We start from the raw sequence: 18,975 nt of genomic DNA on the forward strand, positions 1-18,975 counted from the left end.
TTCACCCGGCGAGAAGGGGCCTCGACATGTGGATGCTGCCGTCGAGCGACGCCGACTGCTTCGACGAGGCAATGCTGTTGGCGTGCGCGCTGATCGGTGCTGATCCGATCTACATCGACGCCAATGTGCAACTGCTGGAACAGTATTCGAGCACCGCCGACGCCGACCTGGCCGCTGTCTCGGAGGACCCCGAACGTGGCGTGGAGAACCTGTCCGCGCATCTGCGACACCTCGACCGTGACGGGCGGGTACACGAGGGATGGGCGCAGGTGCGCTCGGACCTGTCCGGGCGCCTGCACGACGCGCCGCCGCCGGAAGCCGCGCACTGGCGCACGCTGGACGTGGACCTGACACGAACGCCCGCGCGAGATCGGCTCGCCGCGTTGGCACCTCGCGCGTGTCAGGTATCCGATGTCCGGCTCGCGCCGCTACAGCGGTTCATCGGCAACGCGGTCGCGATCACCGCCCCCGGCGCGCGATCGCCGCTGCGGACCGGATTGCTCACCCTCATCCGCGATTTGCGCCTGGGCGAGCTCGCCCGTGCGGGTATGGACCCACTCGAGGTCGTCACCGCGCAGGAGCATCGATTGGTCGGTGCGGTCTGGGAACAGCGCGAACTGGGTCTGGTCGACGGCGCCACCGCCGCCGACGCGCTGACCGCGATCATGCTCGCCGGGGCCATCGCCCACACCGCAGACCCGCTCACCGGCATCGGGCTGTGGGCTCGGCAACTCGCGTACGCGGACGCGAATTTCACTGCCGGCCAACCGATCACACCGCTTGTCGAACGAGCGATCCGCGACGGCTATGAGGAAATCGTGGAGCAGCTGGCCGAGGGCTTCCTCGACTGCGGCGAGCAGATGCGCGACACCGCCGTCCACCAGCCGACCTACGACCGCGGTGGATTCGCCAAAGCGCTCTACGACACCTACCCGTATATGCACGCCGCGCGAACAGTCGCGGCGACGCTCGCCTCGACCACCGGGGACGAGGCGCACACGCGCACCCATCAGGTCGCCGACGAGTGGGCCGTCCGTGTCGTCGACGGGATGTTCCATCAGTGGCTCGACCTCGACAACGCGGGTTTCGATCAGGAACGCCGCCTGATCGCCGCGGCCGTCGCCGCCGGCGACCAGCGTCGGGTCCGGCGTATCCTGCTCGACGGCGAGACAGCGCTGCGCCGCCCCAAATCCGCACGGGCCCACCTGCTTCCGGCACTGAAAGGCGATACATGAGTGACCTCGAGGCTTCGGCCGCGGCGATCGCGGACGAACTGGCCGCCGACCTGCCCCGCTTGCAACCGTCGGGGGAGGTGCGCTTCGACCCTGCCACCCTGGCGGCCGTGGTCGGCCTGTGGCTGCTCAAGAACGTGGCCGACGGCATCGCGGAGGCGATCAAGGAAGGGTCCCAGTCCGCCACTCAGACCCTCGCGCAGCGCATCGGTGTCGCCGTTCGTCGCCGTGTGCGCCGCGACCTGCCCGAGGCCATGAACTCCGGCACCGACGACACCGCGCTGGACAACACCGTCGCCGCGACCGAATCGGCGTGGGCCGACGCCCGTTCCGCCCGAACTCCCGAGATCCCCACCGCCGACCTCGTCGAGGAAGCGACGCTCAATGTGGCGGCCGCTCTGATCGAAGCGGGTCTGCCGCCCCTGTCCGCCGACCGTGTGGCAGTCGTCCTGCGCGCCGAGATCCGGCGGCTGCTCGACGAGGAGTGAAGCAGCTCAGGGCATTTCGACGGTTTCGGCCCTGGCGATCTCGTTGATCGCGCGCTGAACGGCGTCACCCGGGGGTGTCCGGGCGAGATCGGCGAGGTACTCGATCAGGAGGACCGCCGCGGGTTGGGGGTTGGTCCACGCCCGGTCGGGCTCGGCCGCCTCGTCGATCCCGAGCGCCCCGGCGAGCGCGCTGAAGACCGCGGCGGCGTCGAGCCGGGGCAGCCACGTCGCCGATCGGCGGACCACCGATTCCAGCACGGCGCGCACATCGTCACCGGTGAGACCATCCGGATGCGCGATCTCGAGCAGGTCCCGAACGATCGCTGCCAGCACCGAGGTGACCTGGTCGGCGGGGAGTTCGGACAGATCCGCCGTGGTCGTGCCGAACCCGGCTTCGTCGGCGGCCCTCGCCGCGCTGACGGCGGCCTCGACGGCGGTCGCGATCGCGCGGGCTGACGAAGGCCAGTCGGACGGCCACATGGGTAGTTCTCCTCGCGGGTCGGTGCACGTGCCTGCCCTGTCTGCGTATGCCGGGCTGTTGTCAGCGTAGTCAGTGCCGGTCCGCGTCCCGCACGCGTGCCATCAGGTCTGACCACTCCCTCGCACGGGCCGTGTCCGGGTCCGACCCGGTGAGCGTGTGGAACCCGAGGCTGATGAGCTCGTTGCCCGGCGATCGATAGTGGCGAGGTGACGCGATCGCGTCCGCGTGATCGGGTAGCGCGCTACTCACGCGCGCCGGGAGGTCAGCGGACCACGCTTTCCAGAACAGGCGACGGATCCCGCCGTCGTCGGCTCCGACACAGGAAGCACGACCGCCATGATCATCGACGACACTCTCCGACCGGTCATCGACACCGACGACACCGGCGAATTCCATTCCGGCCCGGAGGCGGGCTCCGCGCTGATCGGCAGCGTCGCGCACGGGGTGCGCGAACTGCGCTACGCGGCGGTCGACGACCTCGCGATCTTCGAGGGCGACATCGTGCTCGGCAACCTCGAGGAGATCGATGCCCGCCGTCGACAGGAAGGCGTGGTGATCTCCGGTGCGGTGTTCCGCTGGCCGAATGCCGTGGTCCCCTTCGAGGTCGACCCGGCCCTGCCAGCACCGCAGCGGGTCGTCGACGCGGTCGCGCACTGGAACTCACGCACCAGGATCCGGTTCGTCCCGCGTACCGGCGCTCACGTCGACTTCGTACGGTTCGTGCCCAGCACGTCGAGCCGGTCGCCGGTCGGGCGGCGAGGCGGACGGCAGACGATCGAACTCGCCGCTTCTGCGCCCGTGGGCACCGTGGTCCACGAGATGGGGCACGCGCTCGGACTCTGGCACGAGCAGAGCCGGGAGGACCGGGGCAACTTCATCGCGGTGCGGCTCGACCGGGTCGACCCGGCGCACCGGCACAACTTCGATCAGCACATCACCGACGGTGACGACGTCGGCGGCTACGACTTCGGCTCGATCATGCACTACCCCGCGACGGCGTTCAGCACCACCGGGCAGGCGACGATCCTCGCGCGTGTGCCCGTACCGCCCGGCGTGACGATGGGCCAGCGCTCCGCGTTGTCGGCCGGCGATGTGAACGCCGCCCACACGATCTATCCGTGACATCGCGCAGGTGCCCGCGCGGTGAAGTCGAGTGGTCCACTACTCGTGATCGGCACCGCGCACGCGCCCACGCTGAATACCCCAGCACACATTCTCCGGGCGAGGTGACCCATGGATACCGAGAGCGACGCTCGTACCACCGCATGGCACGAACAGATGGACGCCGCATCGCAGCGATTCGACGATACCGAGGCGCAACGTGATGAGGTGACCCGCCTGCGGGCGGTGACCGAGTCCGATGTCGTCGACACCAAGGAACAGATTCTCGCCCGCGCCGACCGGCTGCTCGTCACCGGCGAAGTCCCCGCGCAGGCGGTGATCGAACTCGGCAGGCAGGACCCGGTCGACAGCATCCGCTCGCTCGAACGGGTCATCGGCTTCGCCAACGAGTTGCAGGCCGCGAACTTCCTGACCCGCGGTGCTCGGGCCGCCGCGGCGGTGGCGCGCATCTCGTTGGCCGACAACGGCCGTGAGGTGCCGACGGGTACCGGTTCGATGGTGTCGCCGCAACTGCTGCTCACCAACAATCATGTGCTGCCGACGAGGGGGGCGGCCGAGTCGGTGGTGGTCGAGTTCCGGGCCGAGGCCGACATCGACAACGTCCCGAACCCCACCGTGCGCTACCGCCTGGCCCCCGACGACTTCTTCGTGACCGACAAACACCTCGACTACACCGTGGTGCGGGTGGCGCCGGGGCCCGACGGCGTGGCGCCCGGCGTCACCTTCGGCTGGAATCCGCTGATCGCCAAGCCCGGCAAGATCGTGATCGGTGAGGCGATGAACGTCGTCGGGCACCCCTCGGGCCGGCTCAAGGAGATCTCGATCCGGCACAACCGCCTCGACCTGCAACTCGACGACTTCCTGCACTACGCCTCCGACACCGAACCGGGGAATTCGGGCTCGCCGGTCTTCAACGATCAGTGGGAGATCGTGGCGCTGCATCACGCCGGAGTCCCGAAGAAGGACGACAAAGGCCGGGTACTCCGCAAGGACGGCAAACTGTGGCAGTCCGGGGACGGCGACGACGCGATCGACTGGATCGCCAACGAGGGCGTTCGGGTGAGCGTGCTGTTGCACGATCTCGGATCGCGGCAGTTCGATCCGGCCCAGCGCGCCCTGCTCGACGAACTCGGGCTCGCGGCGGTCGCACCGAGCGAGGCGGCGACGGCACTGCCGGTGCCGGCACGGGGGTCTGCCCCCGAAAGCCTGGTGCGCGGCCTGCGCGGTCGGTCGACCGCGTTCGGTGGTCGACGCAGCGTGCTGTTCCTGCACGGACGCGGACAACAGGGCCGCGACCCGGTCGAACTGCGCCGCAACTGGACAGCGGGTTTGAACAAGGGACTCACCCTCGCCGGCCTGAGCCCCATCGACCCCGCCGATGTGTACTTCCCCTTCTACGGTGACCAGCTCGTCGAGAGCATGGACACCCGCGAGGCCGTCGACTCCGGTCCGGCACTCTACGAGAGCCTGGTCGCCGAGGCCGCGCGCCGGGCCGGGATGCCGGACGCCGGTGACCTACCCGACGACCCCCAAGCGCGCGAGCTCTTCGGCGGGTTCGGTGCGGTGGTGCTGGGGCGGTTGCACGACCAGCTCAGCTGGATCGCCGCCCGCAGTGGCCTCGATTCCGCGCTCATCGGCGCCATCTTCAAAGACGTCGCCGCCTATCTCGACGACGAACGGGTCCGCAAGAGTGTGCTGGACACGGTGCTCACCGATGCGCCCACCGAGGGAGAACTGATCCTGGTCAGCCACAGTCTCGGCACCGTGGTCGCGATGGATCTGCTCACCCAGCTGCCCCGCGAACTGAACGTGCGACTGCTGGTGACGGCGGGCAGCCCGCTCGGGTTGGACGGGGTGTACCGCAAGCTGCTGACGGGCGGGCAGAGCAGGCCCGAGCGGGTCGGTGAATGGCTCAACACCTGGTACGCCGGCGATCCGATCGCCATCGGCTGCCCACTGCGTCAGGCCTGGGGGCCGGATCTGCGCGATCTCCCGGTCGAGAACCCCAAGGAGCGGGCGCACGACATCGCCGAATACCTCGCCCACGCCGCGGTGGCGGCCACGATCGGACACACGCTGTCCGTATGAGCCACACCACGATTCGCACGACAATCACTCGACACAGGTAGGCGGGCCCGGACCCTCGGCGCTACGGCGTGAACGGGCGCTGATCGAGAAAATCGGCGCCCGCTTTGATCGTGAACAGATAAGGAATATCCGCTCACTGCCGTTCCTCCATCTAGAGAGATCGATGATCTGATGCCGAGAAATCGGCACCTCTCGATCCTCCTGCGGCCGTGTCGAACTCGATAGCGTGGCGGACTACTCGAATGCGTGGCCCGACCGGCGCCGCACCCGCGCGTATTGGGGTAGTGGATTACGCATTCGCACCCACACGCCCGCGCGCGACGATAGCTCCAGACAGTTTTTCCGCCGAGAAGGGGCACCGAAATGTTGGAAACGGATACGGAGGATGCGGTCGTGGCAGCGAGCGCGGATACCGAAGAAGAGGCGTTCGAGTCGGCGAAAACCGGCTACGGCGCCGAAGAAGCCGACGTTCGGGCGATCGACCAGACCAATATCACGTCGATTTTCTGGGCACAGAAGATCTTGCGCACCCATGGAACGGGCGCCTGGGTATTCGGATTCCCGAACGCTGACGTGCGGGCGGACAGTCAGGTCTCGGTCAGTCTGACCGAGATCGACACGAACAACATCCCGTTCCTCGGACCTGCCACCACCCAGGTCCTGAATGTGGTTCCGCACGCCGACGGCACGATGACGGTGCGATATCACGTGGGGTGGAACAGCAATATCAGGGTGCTGTTCAACTTCATCATCGCCAATTGAGCCGCTGTGATGGCAGTGCCACGGATCCGCCGGAGGCCGGCTCCGATCGACAGCGTGGTCGATCCGGGCCATCCGGCACCGTGACAGTCGCAGGGCAGGTCCGCGTCGCCGACGATGTCGATCAGGACCGGTCACCGACCCTCTGCCGAGCGTTATCCGAGCCGGTGCGCCGCCGCCAGTGCGGTGAGCACCTGCTCGGTTTTGGTATCACCCGACGCGATCGTCACGCCGAGCGTGCGCAGGGCGGCTTCGAGTTCGCGCCGGGCGTCGAGCGCGCGCAGGTGCAGATCGACGGGCGAATCCCCCTGTCGTGGTGTGACTTTCAGCGACAGCTCGACCAGATCGAGTCCGGCGCCGGTCCACCGCTCGACATCGGCGCGCAGTGTCCCCACCGGCACCCCCGCCCACCGTGCCGAAGCGACCGGTCCCATCGCGCGCAGGTGGTCGACCGCGACGCCGGGCGGCGTGCAGCTGACCAGGAACTGCCGCTGAGCCGAGTGGAGCGCGTCGGTGACATCGACGCCCCGGGCCACGGCCGCGCGCAGCGAACCGGCAGGCCGGGAGCTGATGGCCGAGGCCGACAGCATCCGCCGATCGGCCGACCAATCGCTTTCGATGCGGTACCGCACACCTGGCTCGGTGAAGGGTGCCGCCCAGCGGCCCGCCAGCTGGGAGCGCACGCACGGTCGCAGTTTGACGGTGAGATCGTCCTCCTCCGCGCCGCTGCGCAACCGGATGACGATGCGGCTCGACAGCAGCGTGGGCGCCCCCGCGGTACCCGGGTGCAGCGGCTCGGCGAACCAGATGTCGCGGTAGACCGCGGCGGTATCGGGACATCGGAGCCGGTGCAGTGCGCCCGCGACATCCCCGTCGAGGTTCACTTTGATCTCGATCGGCGTGATCACCCGGGCCCCCTTTCTGTCGCTGTGGCGGGTGCTGCCCGCGGTGCGCGGGCCCCCTGGAAGCCAGATTCGCCCATCGACGGGCCGCGGCGCGCGCGTAGTGCGCTACCCGATCAGGTCGTGCGTCCGGGTCGAGCGACGACCGTCGACGACAGTGGCGCCGGATCGGCGCCACGGTGCCCGCGTGCGCGTGCGCGTGCGTAGTGGACTACTCGTGACAGGCCTGACCAGGTGCCGGAGACTGGATTCGATCGGTCCGGTAGGCGGGGAGCACGCGCCATTCCGTGGAGGTTCTCGATGGTCGACGCACAGCAGCAATCACTGGTCACTCGCGCATTGGTCACCGCCGCGGAGGCGCTCGACCGGCGTGTCGGCTGGTTCCGGTTACCGACCCCGTTGGGGTTGGCCGTGCTGGTCGGCCTGCGCAGCAGACTGCGGGCGCGCAACCTCTTCGACACGGGCCCGCACCCGGCCGGACCGCTGCCCCCGGACGACACCGGCGAACACCGCAACGCACGCACCGTCGAGGGCACCTACAACAGCCCCGACGACCCGCGCGCGGGTTCGATCGGTTGCCGATTCGGCCGCAATGTTCCACTCGATCGCACCTACCCCGAGGATCCCGCGCGGATCATGGAACCCAACCCGCGCACGATCAGCAGGCAGCTGCTCACGCGCGACCGATTCCAGCCGGCCACCACCCTGAATCTGCTGGCGGCGGCCTGGATCCAGTTCGAGGTGCACGACTGGTTCGTGCACGACCCCGCCGAACAGGACCCCTTCGTCGTCACCCTGGACGACGACGATCAGTGGCCGCACCCCCCGATGACGATCCCACGCACCGTGACAGTGCCCGCCCCCGATGCGGGCGCCGCGCCGACCTACGTCACCGGGGAGACCCACTGGTGGGATGCTTCTCAGATCTACGGCAAGACAGCGGAATTCGCCGCTTCGCTGCGCTCGGGCAAACACGGCCAGCTCGTGATCGACGAACTCGGGCTCCCGCCGCTGGACGCCGAGCGGCTGGTGGCACTCGACCCCTCGGCGGCCAACGCCTGGGTGGGCCTGGCCCTTCTGCACTCGCTGTTCCTGCGCGAACACAACGCGATCTGTGCCCGCCTGACCCGGCGCTACCCCGACATGAACGACCAGCAGCTCTACGACACCGCCCGGCTGGTCAACTCCGCGTTGATCGCGAAGATCCACACCGTCGACTGGACACCGGCCGTGATCGCCCATCCCACCACCGTCGCGGCCATGCGCGCGAACTGGTTCGGCGTGCTGGGAGAGCGGGTTTCGCGGCGCTTCGGCCACTTCATCGGCAACGAAGTGCTGTGCGGCATACCGGGTTCCGCGCGCGACGACAGCGGAGTGCCGTACTCGCTCACCGAGGAGTTCGTCTCGGTCTACCGCATGCATCCGCTGATCCCCGACGCGCTCGTCGTCCGCAGTCTCGCCGACGACACCGTGCTGGCCGAGCATCCGCTGCCCGAACTCGGCGTCACCCACATCCGCGATCGGCTCGCCGAGACGGCGATGGACACGCTGCTCTACTCCTTCGGCCGAGCCAATCCCGGCGCGTTGACGCTGCACAACTACCCCGTCCACCTCCAACAGCTCGAGCGTCCGGGTCAACCGCTGCTCGATCTCGCGACCGTCGACATCCTGCGGGTCCGCGAGCGAGGTGTGCCGCGCTACAACGAGTTCCGGCGGCACCTGCGCCTCCCGCCGGTCACCTCGTTCGACGAACTCACCGATGATCCGCGGTGGGCGCGCGAACTCGAACAGGTCTACGGCGACGTGGACGATGTCGACCTGATGATCGGCCTCTACGCCGAGCCCAAGCCGCCCGGTTTCGGCTTCAGCGACACCGCCTTTCGCGTGTTCGTGCTGATGGCGTCGCGGCGCCTGTCGGCGGACCGGTTCTTCACCACCGACTTCCGGCCCGAGGTCTACACCGAGGCGGGCTTGGCCTGGGTGCGTGACAACACGATGCGCAGCGTGCTGCTGCGCCATTTCCCGACCCTCGCGCCCGCGCTGGAGGGCGTCGCGAATCCGTTCGCCCCGTGGAGGAGCCCGCGATGAGCTATGTGAGCTACCGCGAGGACCTGGAACAACCGAGGCCCGACGAAGAACAGATCATCGACAAGATCATCGCGGTCCTGCGCGACAACAATGAACGCGCCTACCGCAAGTACAAGCGAGGTTTGCGCGACGCCCATGCCAAGAGTCACGGCATCCTGCGCGGCGAACTGACGGTGCCCGCGGGCCTGCCGCCCGAACTGGCCCAGGGCATGTTCGCCACCCCGGGCACCTATCCGGTGATCGCGCGGTTGTCGAGCACCTCCGGGGTGATCCGCAGCGATCAGCTCCGCGGCGTCCGCGGACTCGGGATCAAGGTGCTCGGAGTACACGGGCCGCGCGCGCTGCCCGACGACGAGGCGAGCACGCAGGACTTCATCATGGTCACCCACCGCGAGTTCCTCTTCGCCGACGCGCACGCCTACCTCACCAAGGGGATGCCGACCGCGTGGGTGCTGGCCCGGCTGCCCGACGCCGCCCTGCGCGCGGGCAGCGACCTCGTCGCCGCGCTGAACACGCACGTGCTGCGCCGGATCGGGCGCAGCGTGCCACCGAATCTCGGTGTCTTCGTCGCACCCAACACCCACATCCTCGGTGAGACCTTCTACTCCTCGGCGCCACTGCGCTACGGCGACTACGTGGCCAAGCTGCTCTACGTGCCGGTGTCGCCGGAAGTCGTTGCGCTGCAAGGGCAACCGGTCGACCCCGACGCGGGAGTCAACGCGCATCAGGACCTGATCGTCGACTTCTTCGCCGCGCACAGCGCCACCTACGAACTGCGCGCGCAACTGTGCACCGATACCGCCACCATGCCGATCGAGGACGCGACTGTGCCATGGCCCGAAGGCGACTCACCGCACCGCACTGTGGCGACCATCCGCTTCGACGTGCAGGATCCGTACACCCCGCAGCGGCGTGCCTACGGTGACGACGTGCTCTCGTTCAACTCCTGGCGTGGTCTGGACGCGCACCGACCGCTCGGCTCGATCAACCGGCTCAAGAAGCGCGTGTACGAGGCCTCGAGCAACTACCGCCACGACGTCAACAACGCGCCGCGGCTCGAGCCCCGTGACGCCACCGAGCTCCCGCCGTGACCATCGCGGCACCCACCCATCCGCCGCGCGCGCCCGCCGCGCCGGTCCACCCGCGCGTCAGCCGTGTCGCCGGGCCGATGCGTTGTGACGGGGCCGGACGGGAACTACACTTTTCATGTATGGGCGGACTCTGGCAGCTGCTCGATCGTCCCGCCGAATATGACGCCGTCCGTAAGGCTTTGACGAACCGCGACACCGGTGGCGTGATCCTCGTCGGTGCCGCGGGCGTCGGCAAGACCACCCTGGCCCGGATGGTCACCGCTGTGCTGTCCGAGCCGGTGCGCTGGGTGGCCTGTACCGCGTCGTCACAAGCCATTCCACTCGGTGCGTTCGCGCCCTGGATCGCCGCGTCGGTCTCGCGCGATCCGCTCGCGCTGCTGCATTCGGCCCGGGAGAACGTGCTCGCCCAGCCCGATACGGTGATCGGCGTCGACGACGCGCACCTGCTCGACATTCTCTCCGCCACGCTGGTGCACCAGATCGCCGTCGACCGCGGGGCCCGCATCATCGCCACCGTGCGCACCGGGGAACCGCTGCCCGACGCGGTCACCTCACTGTGGAAGGACGGATACCTCGAGCGAATCGAGTTGGCGCCGTTCACCAAAACCCAGTGCACCGAACTCGTCGAGACCGTGCTCGGCGGGACGCTGGAGGGGCTGAGCGCCGATGTGATGTGGGAGTCCTCGGGCGGCAACCCGCTGTTCCTGCGCAACATGGTCGAGGGTGGCGTCGAGGCGAGCACTCTGACAGACGTCAACGGCGTCTGGCAGTTACGCGGGCCCACCGCGGTGCCCTCGGGTCTGGTCGAGTTGCTCGGCGAGCGATTGAGCAGGGTGGGAGCGCCTGTGCTCGACGTGCTGGAGACGCTGGCTGTGCACGAGCCGCTCGACGTCGACATCCTCAGCGAGCTCGTCGGCGCCGACGCCGTGGACGCCGCCGAGGTCACCGGCCTGATCCGGGTCACGAGCCACAACGGGGTCGTCGATGTCCGGTTCAGTCATCCCCTGCTCGGTGAGGTGGTGCGCTGCCGTCTCGGCACCGCCGCCGCGCGCAGCCGGCGCGGACGCCTCGTCGAGACGCTGCAGGACCGTGACCTGAGCACACCGGCCCACCGTATCCGCTTGGCGCGCCTGTGCGTGGACAGCGATCGGCCGATCGACATCGTCTTGCTGATCGACGCGGCCAAGGACGCGGTGTCGCTGGCCAATCTGCCGCTGGGCGAACGGCTCGCCCGCGCCGCGTGCGAGCGTGGCGGTGGGCTGCGCGCGGCCGAACTGCTCTCCCGCGCGCTGCTCTGGCAGGGCAGGCCCCAGCATGCCGACGAGATCCTGGCCCGGTTCGATCCCGACCGCCTCGATCCGCTGCAACTGGTGCAGTGGGGTGTGGTGCGCGCCAGCTTGCGGTTCTGGTCGCTGGGCGATGTCGATCACGCCCGCGACCTGGTCGAAATGCTGCGCACCCGCGTCGAGTATCCCGCTCTTCGCCTGACGGTCGATGCCGCCGCGGCGGCGATGGCGGTCCACGAAAACCACCTCGACGAGGGAATCGAGGCTGCCGAGCGGGTGATCGCCGATCCGAACTCACCCCGCCAGGCCGTCGATTTCGCCGCGTTCGCCCTGGGTCTGGCGATGCCGGTGGCCGGTCGCGGCGCCGACTTCGCGCCGATCGCGGCCTGCGGCCGGGCGCAGCAGAAGTCCACCGACGGGATCATCCGGGTGATGGTCCGCTATGGCGACGTTCTCGCCCTGACCACCATCGGCGACCTCGACCTCGCCGAGCAGCGCGCGATCGAATACCGCGAGTTCTCCTCGGCAGGGCAGTTCGTCGGCTGGGCGATCGCGCGCATCGCCGACGGTGTCGTCGCCACCTATCGTGGGCGGTTCCGCGAAGCGATCACCGCCTTCGAACAGGCGCTGGCGGCGCTCAACGCCGAGAATTCGCTGCCGTGGAAGCTGCCGGCGCGGCTGCTGCTGGCCCGGGCCTACGCGGCGCTGGGCGAGGTCGAACAGGCCGAGCGGGTGCTCGGCGACGCCGAGGAGCACAGCGGGCCACACATGGCCCTGCACGAACCGCAGCGCATCATCGCGCGCGCTTGGCTGGCCGCTGCCCAACACAGCGCGCACGCGGCGGTCGACCTGGCCCGCAAGGCCGCCGACCTGGCGCACAGCGCCGGTCAGTACGCCATGGAAGCCGAAGCGCTGCACCATGCCGCCCGGTTCGGCGATCGCACCCTCGCCACCCGGCTCACGACCGTCGCCGGTCGTGTCCAGGGCCCGGTGGCGGCGATCTACGCCCGCCACGCCGCTGCCCTCGGCGCTGCCGACCCCCGCGCGCTCGCCGCGGTCAGCCGCGAGTTCGAGTCCGCGGGGCTCCTGCTGTCGGCAGCCGATGCCGAAGCGCAGACGGTGCCGATCTACGACCATGCCGGACAGCGCAGGCCCAGCGCCCAGGCGGCCGCCCGCACGACGGCCCTGGCCGCGCGCTGCGACGGCGCGGGCACTCCCGCTATCACCGCGGCGGCGCGCCCTCTGCCGATCACCGAACGCGAACGCGAGATCGCTGCCCTCATCGGCCGTGGCCTGTCCAACCGCGCGATCGCCGAACGGCTCTGTGTCTCGGTCCGCACGGTCGAAGGCCACATCTACCGGGCCTGTATCAAGCTCGACGCCACCGACCGCGACCAGCTCGCCGAACTCATCTGAGGCGGCATCCGGTCGCGCGTGCGCTCAGCGGCTCGGCTCCGGCAACTGGCATTCGGAGACCTTCGGGTTCATACCGAGGTAGTTGAGCGGGCCCGCGAGCACCGTGAGGCCGATCGTGCCCAGATCGCCGCAATTGGCCGGGGTATTGGTGAAGTAGTCCCGCTGCATCGCCGCCGCCAGCCCGGCCCCGAACCAGACCAGCATCAGCACCGACAGCAAGAATTTCGCGGTTTGATGGGCCGGACTGGCCCGGATCTCCCGCACTTCGCGAATCTCTCGGTCCCGTCGATTCCGTCGACCGCGCATCGTCATCGCACCCTTCCCGCCGGCGAGCACCACACTGACACACCATGTGAACAGCGCCGACCCGGTGGACGCCGCCACGACACGCGCGAGATTCTGCTTTATCAACTGTGCAGCCCGGTAGCCGCAGAGTCAATGGACGGTATCGGTCGAAGCCTGCACCGCCTCGTCTGGGCACGGTGCAGGCGGGCCGAAGATCAGGCGACGGCTACCGGTTGGTCGTCGGCGGCCTTGGCACGCAGATCACCCAGCAGCCTGGTGAGCTTGCGGGAGACACTCATCTGCGACACCCCGAGGCGTTCGGCGATTTCGCCTTGGGAGAGCGTGTCGTAGAACCGCCAGATCAGCAATTGCCGGTCCTGCGGCGACAGTTGCGCCAGCAGCGGCGCGACGGTGATCGTGTCTTCGGTGAGACGGTAGCTCGGATCTACGTCGCCGAACGTCTCGGCGACGGTCATGCCGGGATCGCCGTCGTTGTCGCGAGCGGGAGTGTCGAGGCTGCGGGTCTGGAAAGCGTTGGCCGCCACGAGGGTGCGGGCGATGTCGGTGACCGGCACGTCGAGCTCGGCGGCGAGTTCGTGGGCGGTGGGGGAGCGCTGGAGCCGACGGCTCATCTCCTCGGTCGCTTCCCTGACCTTGCCCTGGAGTTCCTTCTCGCGACGGGGAACGTGCAGTGGCCAGATGTGATCGCGGAAATGTCTGCGCACCTCACCCATGATGGTCGGCACGGCGAAGCCGAGGAACGGTGAACCGGTGGTCACGTCGTAGCGGTCGACCGCCATGACCATGCCGAGCCGCGCGGTCTGGAGCAGGTCGTCGAAGATCTCGCCACGGCCGGCGTACTTGCGAGCGATGTGCTCGGCGAGCGGTAGACAGACCTCAATGATCCGGTCGCGCAGGGCGTCGTGTTCGGGGCTGCGCGGATCGGTCAGCGCCCAGCGCGCGAAGAGGGGTTCGGCGTGTTCGTAGGTGCGGTCGGTGGTCTTGGACATGCGGATCAGCTCCTGGCCTTCGAATGCGCTCCGGATCTGCGGAGATGAACCTAAAGTGCGTGTAGGTCCAGCATTCGGAACGTCATCATCATTCCCGCGCCGAGGCCGACGGCGCCGAAGATCGCGGCGGGCAGCGATCCGGTGAGTGCGGCCAGGCCGAAGAGGAAGAACACGCAGGTGGCCAACATGATGGTGGTGCTGGTCAGATCCATGCTCGGCGTACTCGTTGTCCGATTACGTGAGTTGGTCATAGATCAAGGGTTCACCAACGCGTCGGTTATTAAACCGTTATTGGTCGACTGGGGTTGACAGAGCGACTTTTTCGGATTTAGATGTTTAACCCGACGTGAAATGGGAAATATCAGTTCACGTCGCGCACGCGCAGATCCCGGGCGAGGTGGTCACGCTGTTCGACGACCAACCGACGCAACGAACTCGGTGCGTCGGCATTCGTGGCCAGCCACCGGTCGACCCCGTCGAGGGAGTCGGCGGCGGGAAAGAGCCCGACCACGATGCGCCGGGCGATCTCGATGCTCCGCTGATCCCATACCGTGCGCAGTGCCGCGAAGTAGTCGACGTCGTAGCGCGCGATCAGGTCGCGGTGGCGGCCGGCGCGGAACCCGTCGATGGTGGCGTCGAGGTGGTCGTTGGTCAGGGTGGTGTCGCTCAGCGCTGAATTCCATGCCGCGGCTTTGACGTCTGCGCGAGGGCGGGCCGCGAGTGCGCGCAGGTGAGCGGTTCGCCCCGATGCGGTGTCGTCGCGTTCCCCCTCGGCGTCCAGGTCGGCGACCGTCGCCGCATCGGTGGCGGCCAGCGCCGTCCACAGCGCCCAGCGCAGATCGGGATCCAGGGCCAGGCCGTCCGGTGCCCGGTCGAGCAGGATCGCCCGGATGTCGGTGGCACGGCGCCCGTCGACGGTGGCGGCGGCCGCCACCGCGCGCGCCCACGCCAGCTGCGCGCCGGAGCCCGGTGCCGACGAATGCAGTGTGGCCCAGCAGGATTCGAGCCACTCACCGCGCCACCGATCCCGCGCCGGATCGGGCAGATAATGCCCGATGGTGAAGGACGCGTTCGCCAGGACGGCGGTGAGCAGCGCCATGTTCGTTTCGGCGGGCGCGAAATCACGAGCCATCGACAGGTAGCGTTCGGCGTGGAGTTCGCCGTCGCGGGTGGCGTTCCACAGCGCCGACCAGATCAGTCCGCGCGCCAGCGGGTCGGTGACCCGATTCAGTGAACTCTCCACGGTGGCGAGCGAATCCACGTCGAGACGAACCTTCGCGTAGGTGAGATCACCGTCGTTGAGCAGACGCAGTGCAGCGGGTGCGAGAGTCACCGGTGTGCGAGCGTCGACGAGGTCGAGTTCCACGCGCTCGCGAATCACCAAGTCACCCTCGGCATCGAAGTCGTAGAGCCCGACAGCGAGCCGGTGCGGGCGCGGATCGGTTTGCACGATCGCACCGCTGTCGAAGGTCAGGGTGGACACCCCGGTCGTTTGCAACCAGGCCCGCGCCCAGCCCGCCAGATCGCGGCCGGAATCCGCCGACAATTCGGCCAGCAGGTCGTCGAGAGTCGTGTTGCCGAATGCGTGCGTGCGGAAGTACCGGCGTACACCCGAGAAGAACTCCTCCCGGCCGACATAGGCGACCAGCTGTTTGAGCACGCTCGCGCCCTTGGCATAGGTGATGCCGTCGAAATTGAGTTTGGCGGCCTCGAGGTCGGTGATATCGGCGACGATCGGGTGCGTGGTCGGCAGCTGATCCTGCAGATACGCCCAGGCCTTGCGGCGGTTCGCGAACGCCACCCAGGCGTCGGTCCACTCGGTGGCCTCCGAGCTCGCGAGCGCGCCCATGTAGTCGGCGAAGGATTCCTTGAGCCACAGGTCGTCCCACCACACCATCGTGACCAGATCGCCGAACCACATGTGGGCCATCTCGTGCAGGATCGTGTTGGCCCTGCCCTCGTACTGCGCGGCGGTGGCCGCGCCCCGGAACACGTAGGCCTCGGTGAACGTGACCAGCCCGGGGTTCTCCATCGCACCCAGGTTGTATTCGGGGACGAACACCTGGTCGTACTTGCCCCACGGGTACGGGTAGTCGAAGTTCTCGGCGAAGAAGTCCAGACCCTGCTTCGTCACCTCGAAGATCGTGTCGGCGTCGAGGTACCGGGCCAGCGAAGCGCGGCAATAGATCCCGAGCGGGATCGTGAGTTGACCTCGCGTCCACGACGATTCGACGCGATGGTACGGGCCGGCCGCGACGGCGGTGATATACGTCGAGATCGGCAAGGTGGGGGAGAACTCGACGTTCTGGAGCACGCCGTTGTCCTGGATGGCCGCGAACGGCCGATTCGAGATCACCTGCCACCCGGCCGGTGCGGTCACCGCGAATGTGAACGGCGCCTTCATATCCGGCTGTTCGAAGCAGGCGAAGACCCGCCGCGCGTCCGCCGGCTCGTACTGGGTGTAGAGGTAGGTCTGGTTGTCGACCGGATCGAGGAACCGATGCAGGCCCTCGCCCGAACGGCTGTAGGCACCGGTGGCCCGAACCAGGACCACGTTCGTTTCGGACAATCCCCCGACCACGAGCCGGGCACCGTCGTACTCGACCGCGACCGCCACGCCGTTGACGGTCACCGATTCCACGGACAGACCGATGAAGTCGAGCCACGTCTGCTCGGCGGTGGCATCGAACTCGACGGTGGTCGTCGTCGCGAAACCGTCCCGGGACTGATCCGGGGCCGCCGACAGATCGAGTTCGACGCGATAGGCGCGGACGGTGATCGCCGCCGATCGCGCGGCGGTCTCGGAGCGGGTCAGGTTCGCGGTAGTCACGCCACGATCCTGCCAGCCGCCCCGCCGCCGTGCTTCGCGCTCGACGCGACCGCTACTCCACGGTGACGCTTTTCGCCAGGTTGCGCGGCTTGTCGACGTCGCGGCCGAGCGCGATGGCCGTGTGATAGGCGAGCAGCTGCAGCGGAATCGTGAGCAGCATCGGGTCCAATTCCGGTGCGACGCGCGGGACCCGGATCACTTCGTCGGCAGCGTTCGGCGGCAGGTCCGCGTTCGTGACGGCGATCACGGGTCCGCCGCGTGCCTTGATCTGTTCGATGGTGCTGAGGTTCTTGGCCAGCAGTTCGTCGTCGGGGACGATCACCACGCTCGGCATCTCCTGGTCGATCAGCGCGAGCGGGCCGTGTTTGAGCTCGGAGGCCTGGTAGGCCTCGGCGTGTACGTAGGAGACCTCCTTCAGCTTCTGCGCGCCTTCGCGGGCGACCGGCCACGCCCGCACCCGGCCGATGAAGAACATGCTGCGGGCCTTGGCGTAGCGGTGCGCGATCTCGGCGATCGCGTCTTCGTCGGTGAGGACCTGGTCGATGGCGGCGGGCAGGGCGCGCAGGCCGTCGACGATGCGATGGCCGTCGGCGGCCGACAGGTCGCGAACCCGGCCGAGCAGCAGGGCCAGCATCGTGAACGACACGGTCATATTGGTCAATGCCTTGGTCGAGGCAACCGAGATCTCCGGGCCCGCGTGCAGGAACACTCCTGCCCCGCACTGGCGAGCGATCGCGCTGCCCACCGCGTTGACGGCGCCGATCACACGACCGCCCTTGCGCTGTAGCTCCTGCACCGCGGCGAGGGTGTCGAGGGTTTCGCCGGATTGACTGATCGCGACATAGAGCGCGTCGGGATCGACGACCGGATTGCGGTAGCGGAACTCCGAGGCCGGTTCCGCGGTGGCCGGAATACGGGCGAGTTCCTCGATCAGCTGGGCACCGAGCTGGCCCGCGTAGTAGGCCGAACCGCAACCGAGGAAGACGACCTTGCTGATACTGCGCAGTTCGCGAGCGTCCATGTTCAACCCGCCGAGGTGGGCGGTGGCGAAGCGGTCGTCGAGGCGCCCACGCAGCGCTCGGCGGACGGCCTCGCCCTGTTCGGCGATCTCCTTGCGCATGAAGTCGGGGAATCCGCCGAGTGCGTAGTCCTCGGCCACCATGTCGATGGTGGTCGGGGTCTTGTCGGTCTGTTCGGACTCGACTCCCAGTGTGCTGGTGCGGAATTCGCTGTCGCGGACGGTCGCGAGCTCGCCGTCGTCGAGGAACACCACCCGCTGGGTGTGGTGGACGAGGGCAGCGACATCGGAGGCCACGAACATCTCGCCGTCGCCGACGCCGAGCACGATGGGGCTGCCGTTACGAGCGACCACCAGCTCGGTCGGGCGGCGCGCGTCGAGCACCAGCAGACCGTAGGTGCCTCGGATCCGGTGCAGCGCGACGCGAACGGCGTCTTCGAGGGACTCGGCTTCCTCGAGCTCACGTGCCACCAGGTGGGCGATCACTTCGGTGTCGGTGTCGGAGACGAGATCGATGCCGAGCGCGGTCAGCTCGGCCCGCAGCTGCTCGGCGTTCTCGACGATGCCGTTGTGCACCACGGCGATACGGCCGCCGGCGTCGGTGTGCGGGTGGGCGTTGGCATCACTGGGCTCGCCGTGGGTGGCCCAGCGGGTGTGCGCGATGCCGACGGTGCCGCGCAGGGCAGTGGTGTCGGCCTTGTCGCGTAGGTCCTGCACCCTGCCACGGGTCTTGCACACGCGCGCCTTGCCGCGATGCGGCAGTGCCAATCCGGCCGAATCGTAGCCGCGATATTCGAGCCGGTGCAGACCCTCCAGCAGCACGGGAACGGCTTGCCGGTGACCGATGTATCCGACGATTCCACACATGGCGTGATGAAC

General features: G+C 68.4%; 15 protein-coding genes. 8 read left to right on the plus strand and 7 right to left on the minus strand.

Annotated elements, in window-relative coordinates; translation table 11 throughout:
- Nucleotides 1-26: 26 nt before the first annotated feature.
- Complete coding sequence (locus ACFTS5_RS08410) at nt 27-1,235, plus strand: hypothetical protein (RefSeq protein WP_378628854.1); 1,209 nt, start codon at nt 27-29, stop codon at nt 1,233-1,235.
- Nucleotides 1,232-1,720, plus strand: a complete 489-nt coding sequence (locus ACFTS5_RS08415) for a hypothetical protein (protein ID WP_378628856.1) — start codon at nt 1,232-1,234, stop codon at nt 1,718-1,720. Before ACFTS5_RS08410 ends, ACFTS5_RS08415 begins: the two co-directional genes overlap by 4 nt.
- A gap of 6 nt (nt 1,721-1,726) precedes the next feature.
- Here ACFTS5_RS08415 and ACFTS5_RS08420 read toward each other — a convergent pair whose 3' ends face one another.
- Complete coding sequence (locus tag ACFTS5_RS08420) at nt 1,727-2,200, minus strand: hypothetical protein (protein WP_378628858.1); 474 nt, start codon at nt 2,198-2,200, stop codon at nt 1,727-1,729.
- Between the two features lie 337 nt (nt 2,201-2,537).
- On the opposite strand from ACFTS5_RS08420, the gene legP reads away from it, so the two are divergent.
- The 3 genes from legP to ACFTS5_RS08435 all read left to right on the plus strand — a co-directional run bounded on the left by legP (nt 2,538) and on the right by ACFTS5_RS08435 (nt 6,173).
- Nucleotides 2,538-3,323, plus strand: a complete 786-nt coding sequence (gene legP, locus ACFTS5_RS08425) for a Dot/Icm T4SS effector Zinc-dependent metalloprotease LegP (RefSeq protein WP_378628860.1) — start codon at nt 2,538-2,540, stop codon at nt 3,321-3,323.
- Between the two features lie 111 nt (nt 3,324-3,434).
- The gene (locus ACFTS5_RS08430) at nt 3,435-5,411 is read left to right on the plus strand and encodes a trypsin-like serine peptidase (protein ID WP_378628863.1); all 1,977 of its coding nucleotides are present in this window, start codon (nt 3,435-3,437) and stop codon (nt 5,409-5,411) included.
- Nucleotides 5,412-5,804: 393 nt separating this feature from the next.
- Nucleotides 5,805-6,173, plus strand: coding sequence for a hypothetical protein (locus ACFTS5_RS08435; protein ID WP_378628865.1), 369 nt, complete (start codon nt 5,805-5,807; stop codon nt 6,171-6,173).
- A gap of 152 nt (nt 6,174-6,325) precedes the next feature.
- Here ACFTS5_RS08435 and ACFTS5_RS08440 read toward each other — a convergent pair whose 3' ends face one another.
- Nucleotides 6,326-7,078, minus strand: a complete 753-nt coding sequence (locus ACFTS5_RS08440) for a hypothetical protein (RefSeq protein WP_378628868.1) — start codon at nt 7,076-7,078, stop codon at nt 6,326-6,328.
- Between the two features lie 294 nt (nt 7,079-7,372).
- Here ACFTS5_RS08440 and ACFTS5_RS08445 point away from each other — a divergent pair, with 294 nt between their 5' ends.
- The 3 genes from ACFTS5_RS08445 to ACFTS5_RS08455 all read left to right on the plus strand — a co-directional run bounded on the left by ACFTS5_RS08445 (nt 7,373) and on the right by ACFTS5_RS08455 (nt 12,953).
- Entirely contained in the window at nt 7,373-9,160 is a 1,788-nt protein-coding gene (locus ACFTS5_RS08445) for a peroxidase family protein (RefSeq protein WP_378628870.1), read from the plus strand.
- Nucleotides 9,157-10,251 (plus strand): catalase family protein, encoded by a 1,095-nt coding sequence (locus tag ACFTS5_RS08450; RefSeq protein ID WP_378628872.1) that lies wholly within the window; start codon nt 9,157-9,159, stop codon nt 10,249-10,251. Before ACFTS5_RS08445 ends, ACFTS5_RS08450 begins: the two co-directional genes overlap by 4 nt.
- Before the next feature lie 119 nt (nt 10,252-10,370).
- Complete coding sequence (locus ACFTS5_RS08455; RefSeq protein ID WP_378628874.1) at nt 10,371-12,953, plus strand: LuxR C-terminal-related transcriptional regulator; 2,583 nt, start codon at nt 10,371-10,373, stop codon at nt 12,951-12,953.
- 24 nt (nt 12,954-12,977) lie between these two features.
- Here the strand turns inward: ACFTS5_RS08455 and ACFTS5_RS08460 are convergent, their stop codons facing one another.
- The 5 genes from ACFTS5_RS08460 to glmS all read right to left on the minus strand — a co-directional run bounded on the left by ACFTS5_RS08460 (nt 12,978) and on the right by glmS (nt 18,963).
- Nucleotides 12,978-13,292, minus strand: a complete 315-nt coding sequence (locus tag ACFTS5_RS08460; RefSeq protein ID WP_378628876.1) for a hypothetical protein — start codon at nt 13,290-13,292, stop codon at nt 12,978-12,980.
- A gap of 161 nt (nt 13,293-13,453) precedes the next feature.
- The gene (locus ACFTS5_RS08465) at nt 13,454-14,248 is read right to left on the minus strand and encodes a SigB/SigF/SigG family RNA polymerase sigma factor (protein ID WP_378628878.1); all 795 of its coding nucleotides are present in this window, start codon (nt 14,246-14,248) and stop codon (nt 13,454-13,456) included.
- A 50-nt stretch (nt 14,249-14,298) separates the two neighbouring features.
- Nucleotides 14,299-14,499 carry a hypothetical protein gene (locus ACFTS5_RS08470; RefSeq protein ID WP_378628880.1) on the minus strand — a complete coding sequence of 67 codons (201 nt, stop codon included), beginning with the start codon at nt 14,497-14,499 and terminating at the stop codon, nt 14,299-14,301.
- A gap of 110 nt (nt 14,500-14,609) precedes the next feature.
- The gene (gene pepN / locus ACFTS5_RS08475; protein WP_378628882.1) at nt 14,610-17,078 is read right to left on the minus strand and encodes an aminopeptidase N; all 2,469 of its coding nucleotides are present in this window, start codon (nt 17,076-17,078) and stop codon (nt 14,610-14,612) included.
- Nucleotides 17,079-17,130: 52 nt separating this feature from the next.
- Entirely contained in the window at nt 17,131-18,963 is a 1,833-nt protein-coding gene (glmS, locus tag ACFTS5_RS08480) for a glutamine--fructose-6-phosphate transaminase (isomerizing) (RefSeq protein ID WP_378628884.1), read from the minus strand.
- Between the last annotated feature and the right edge of the window lie 12 nt (nt 18,964-18,975).

The sequence above is a fragment of the Nocardia sp. NPDC056952 genome (assembly GCF_042674185.1).
GTDB lineage: Bacteria > Actinomycetota > Actinomycetes > Mycobacteriales > Mycobacteriaceae > Nocardia.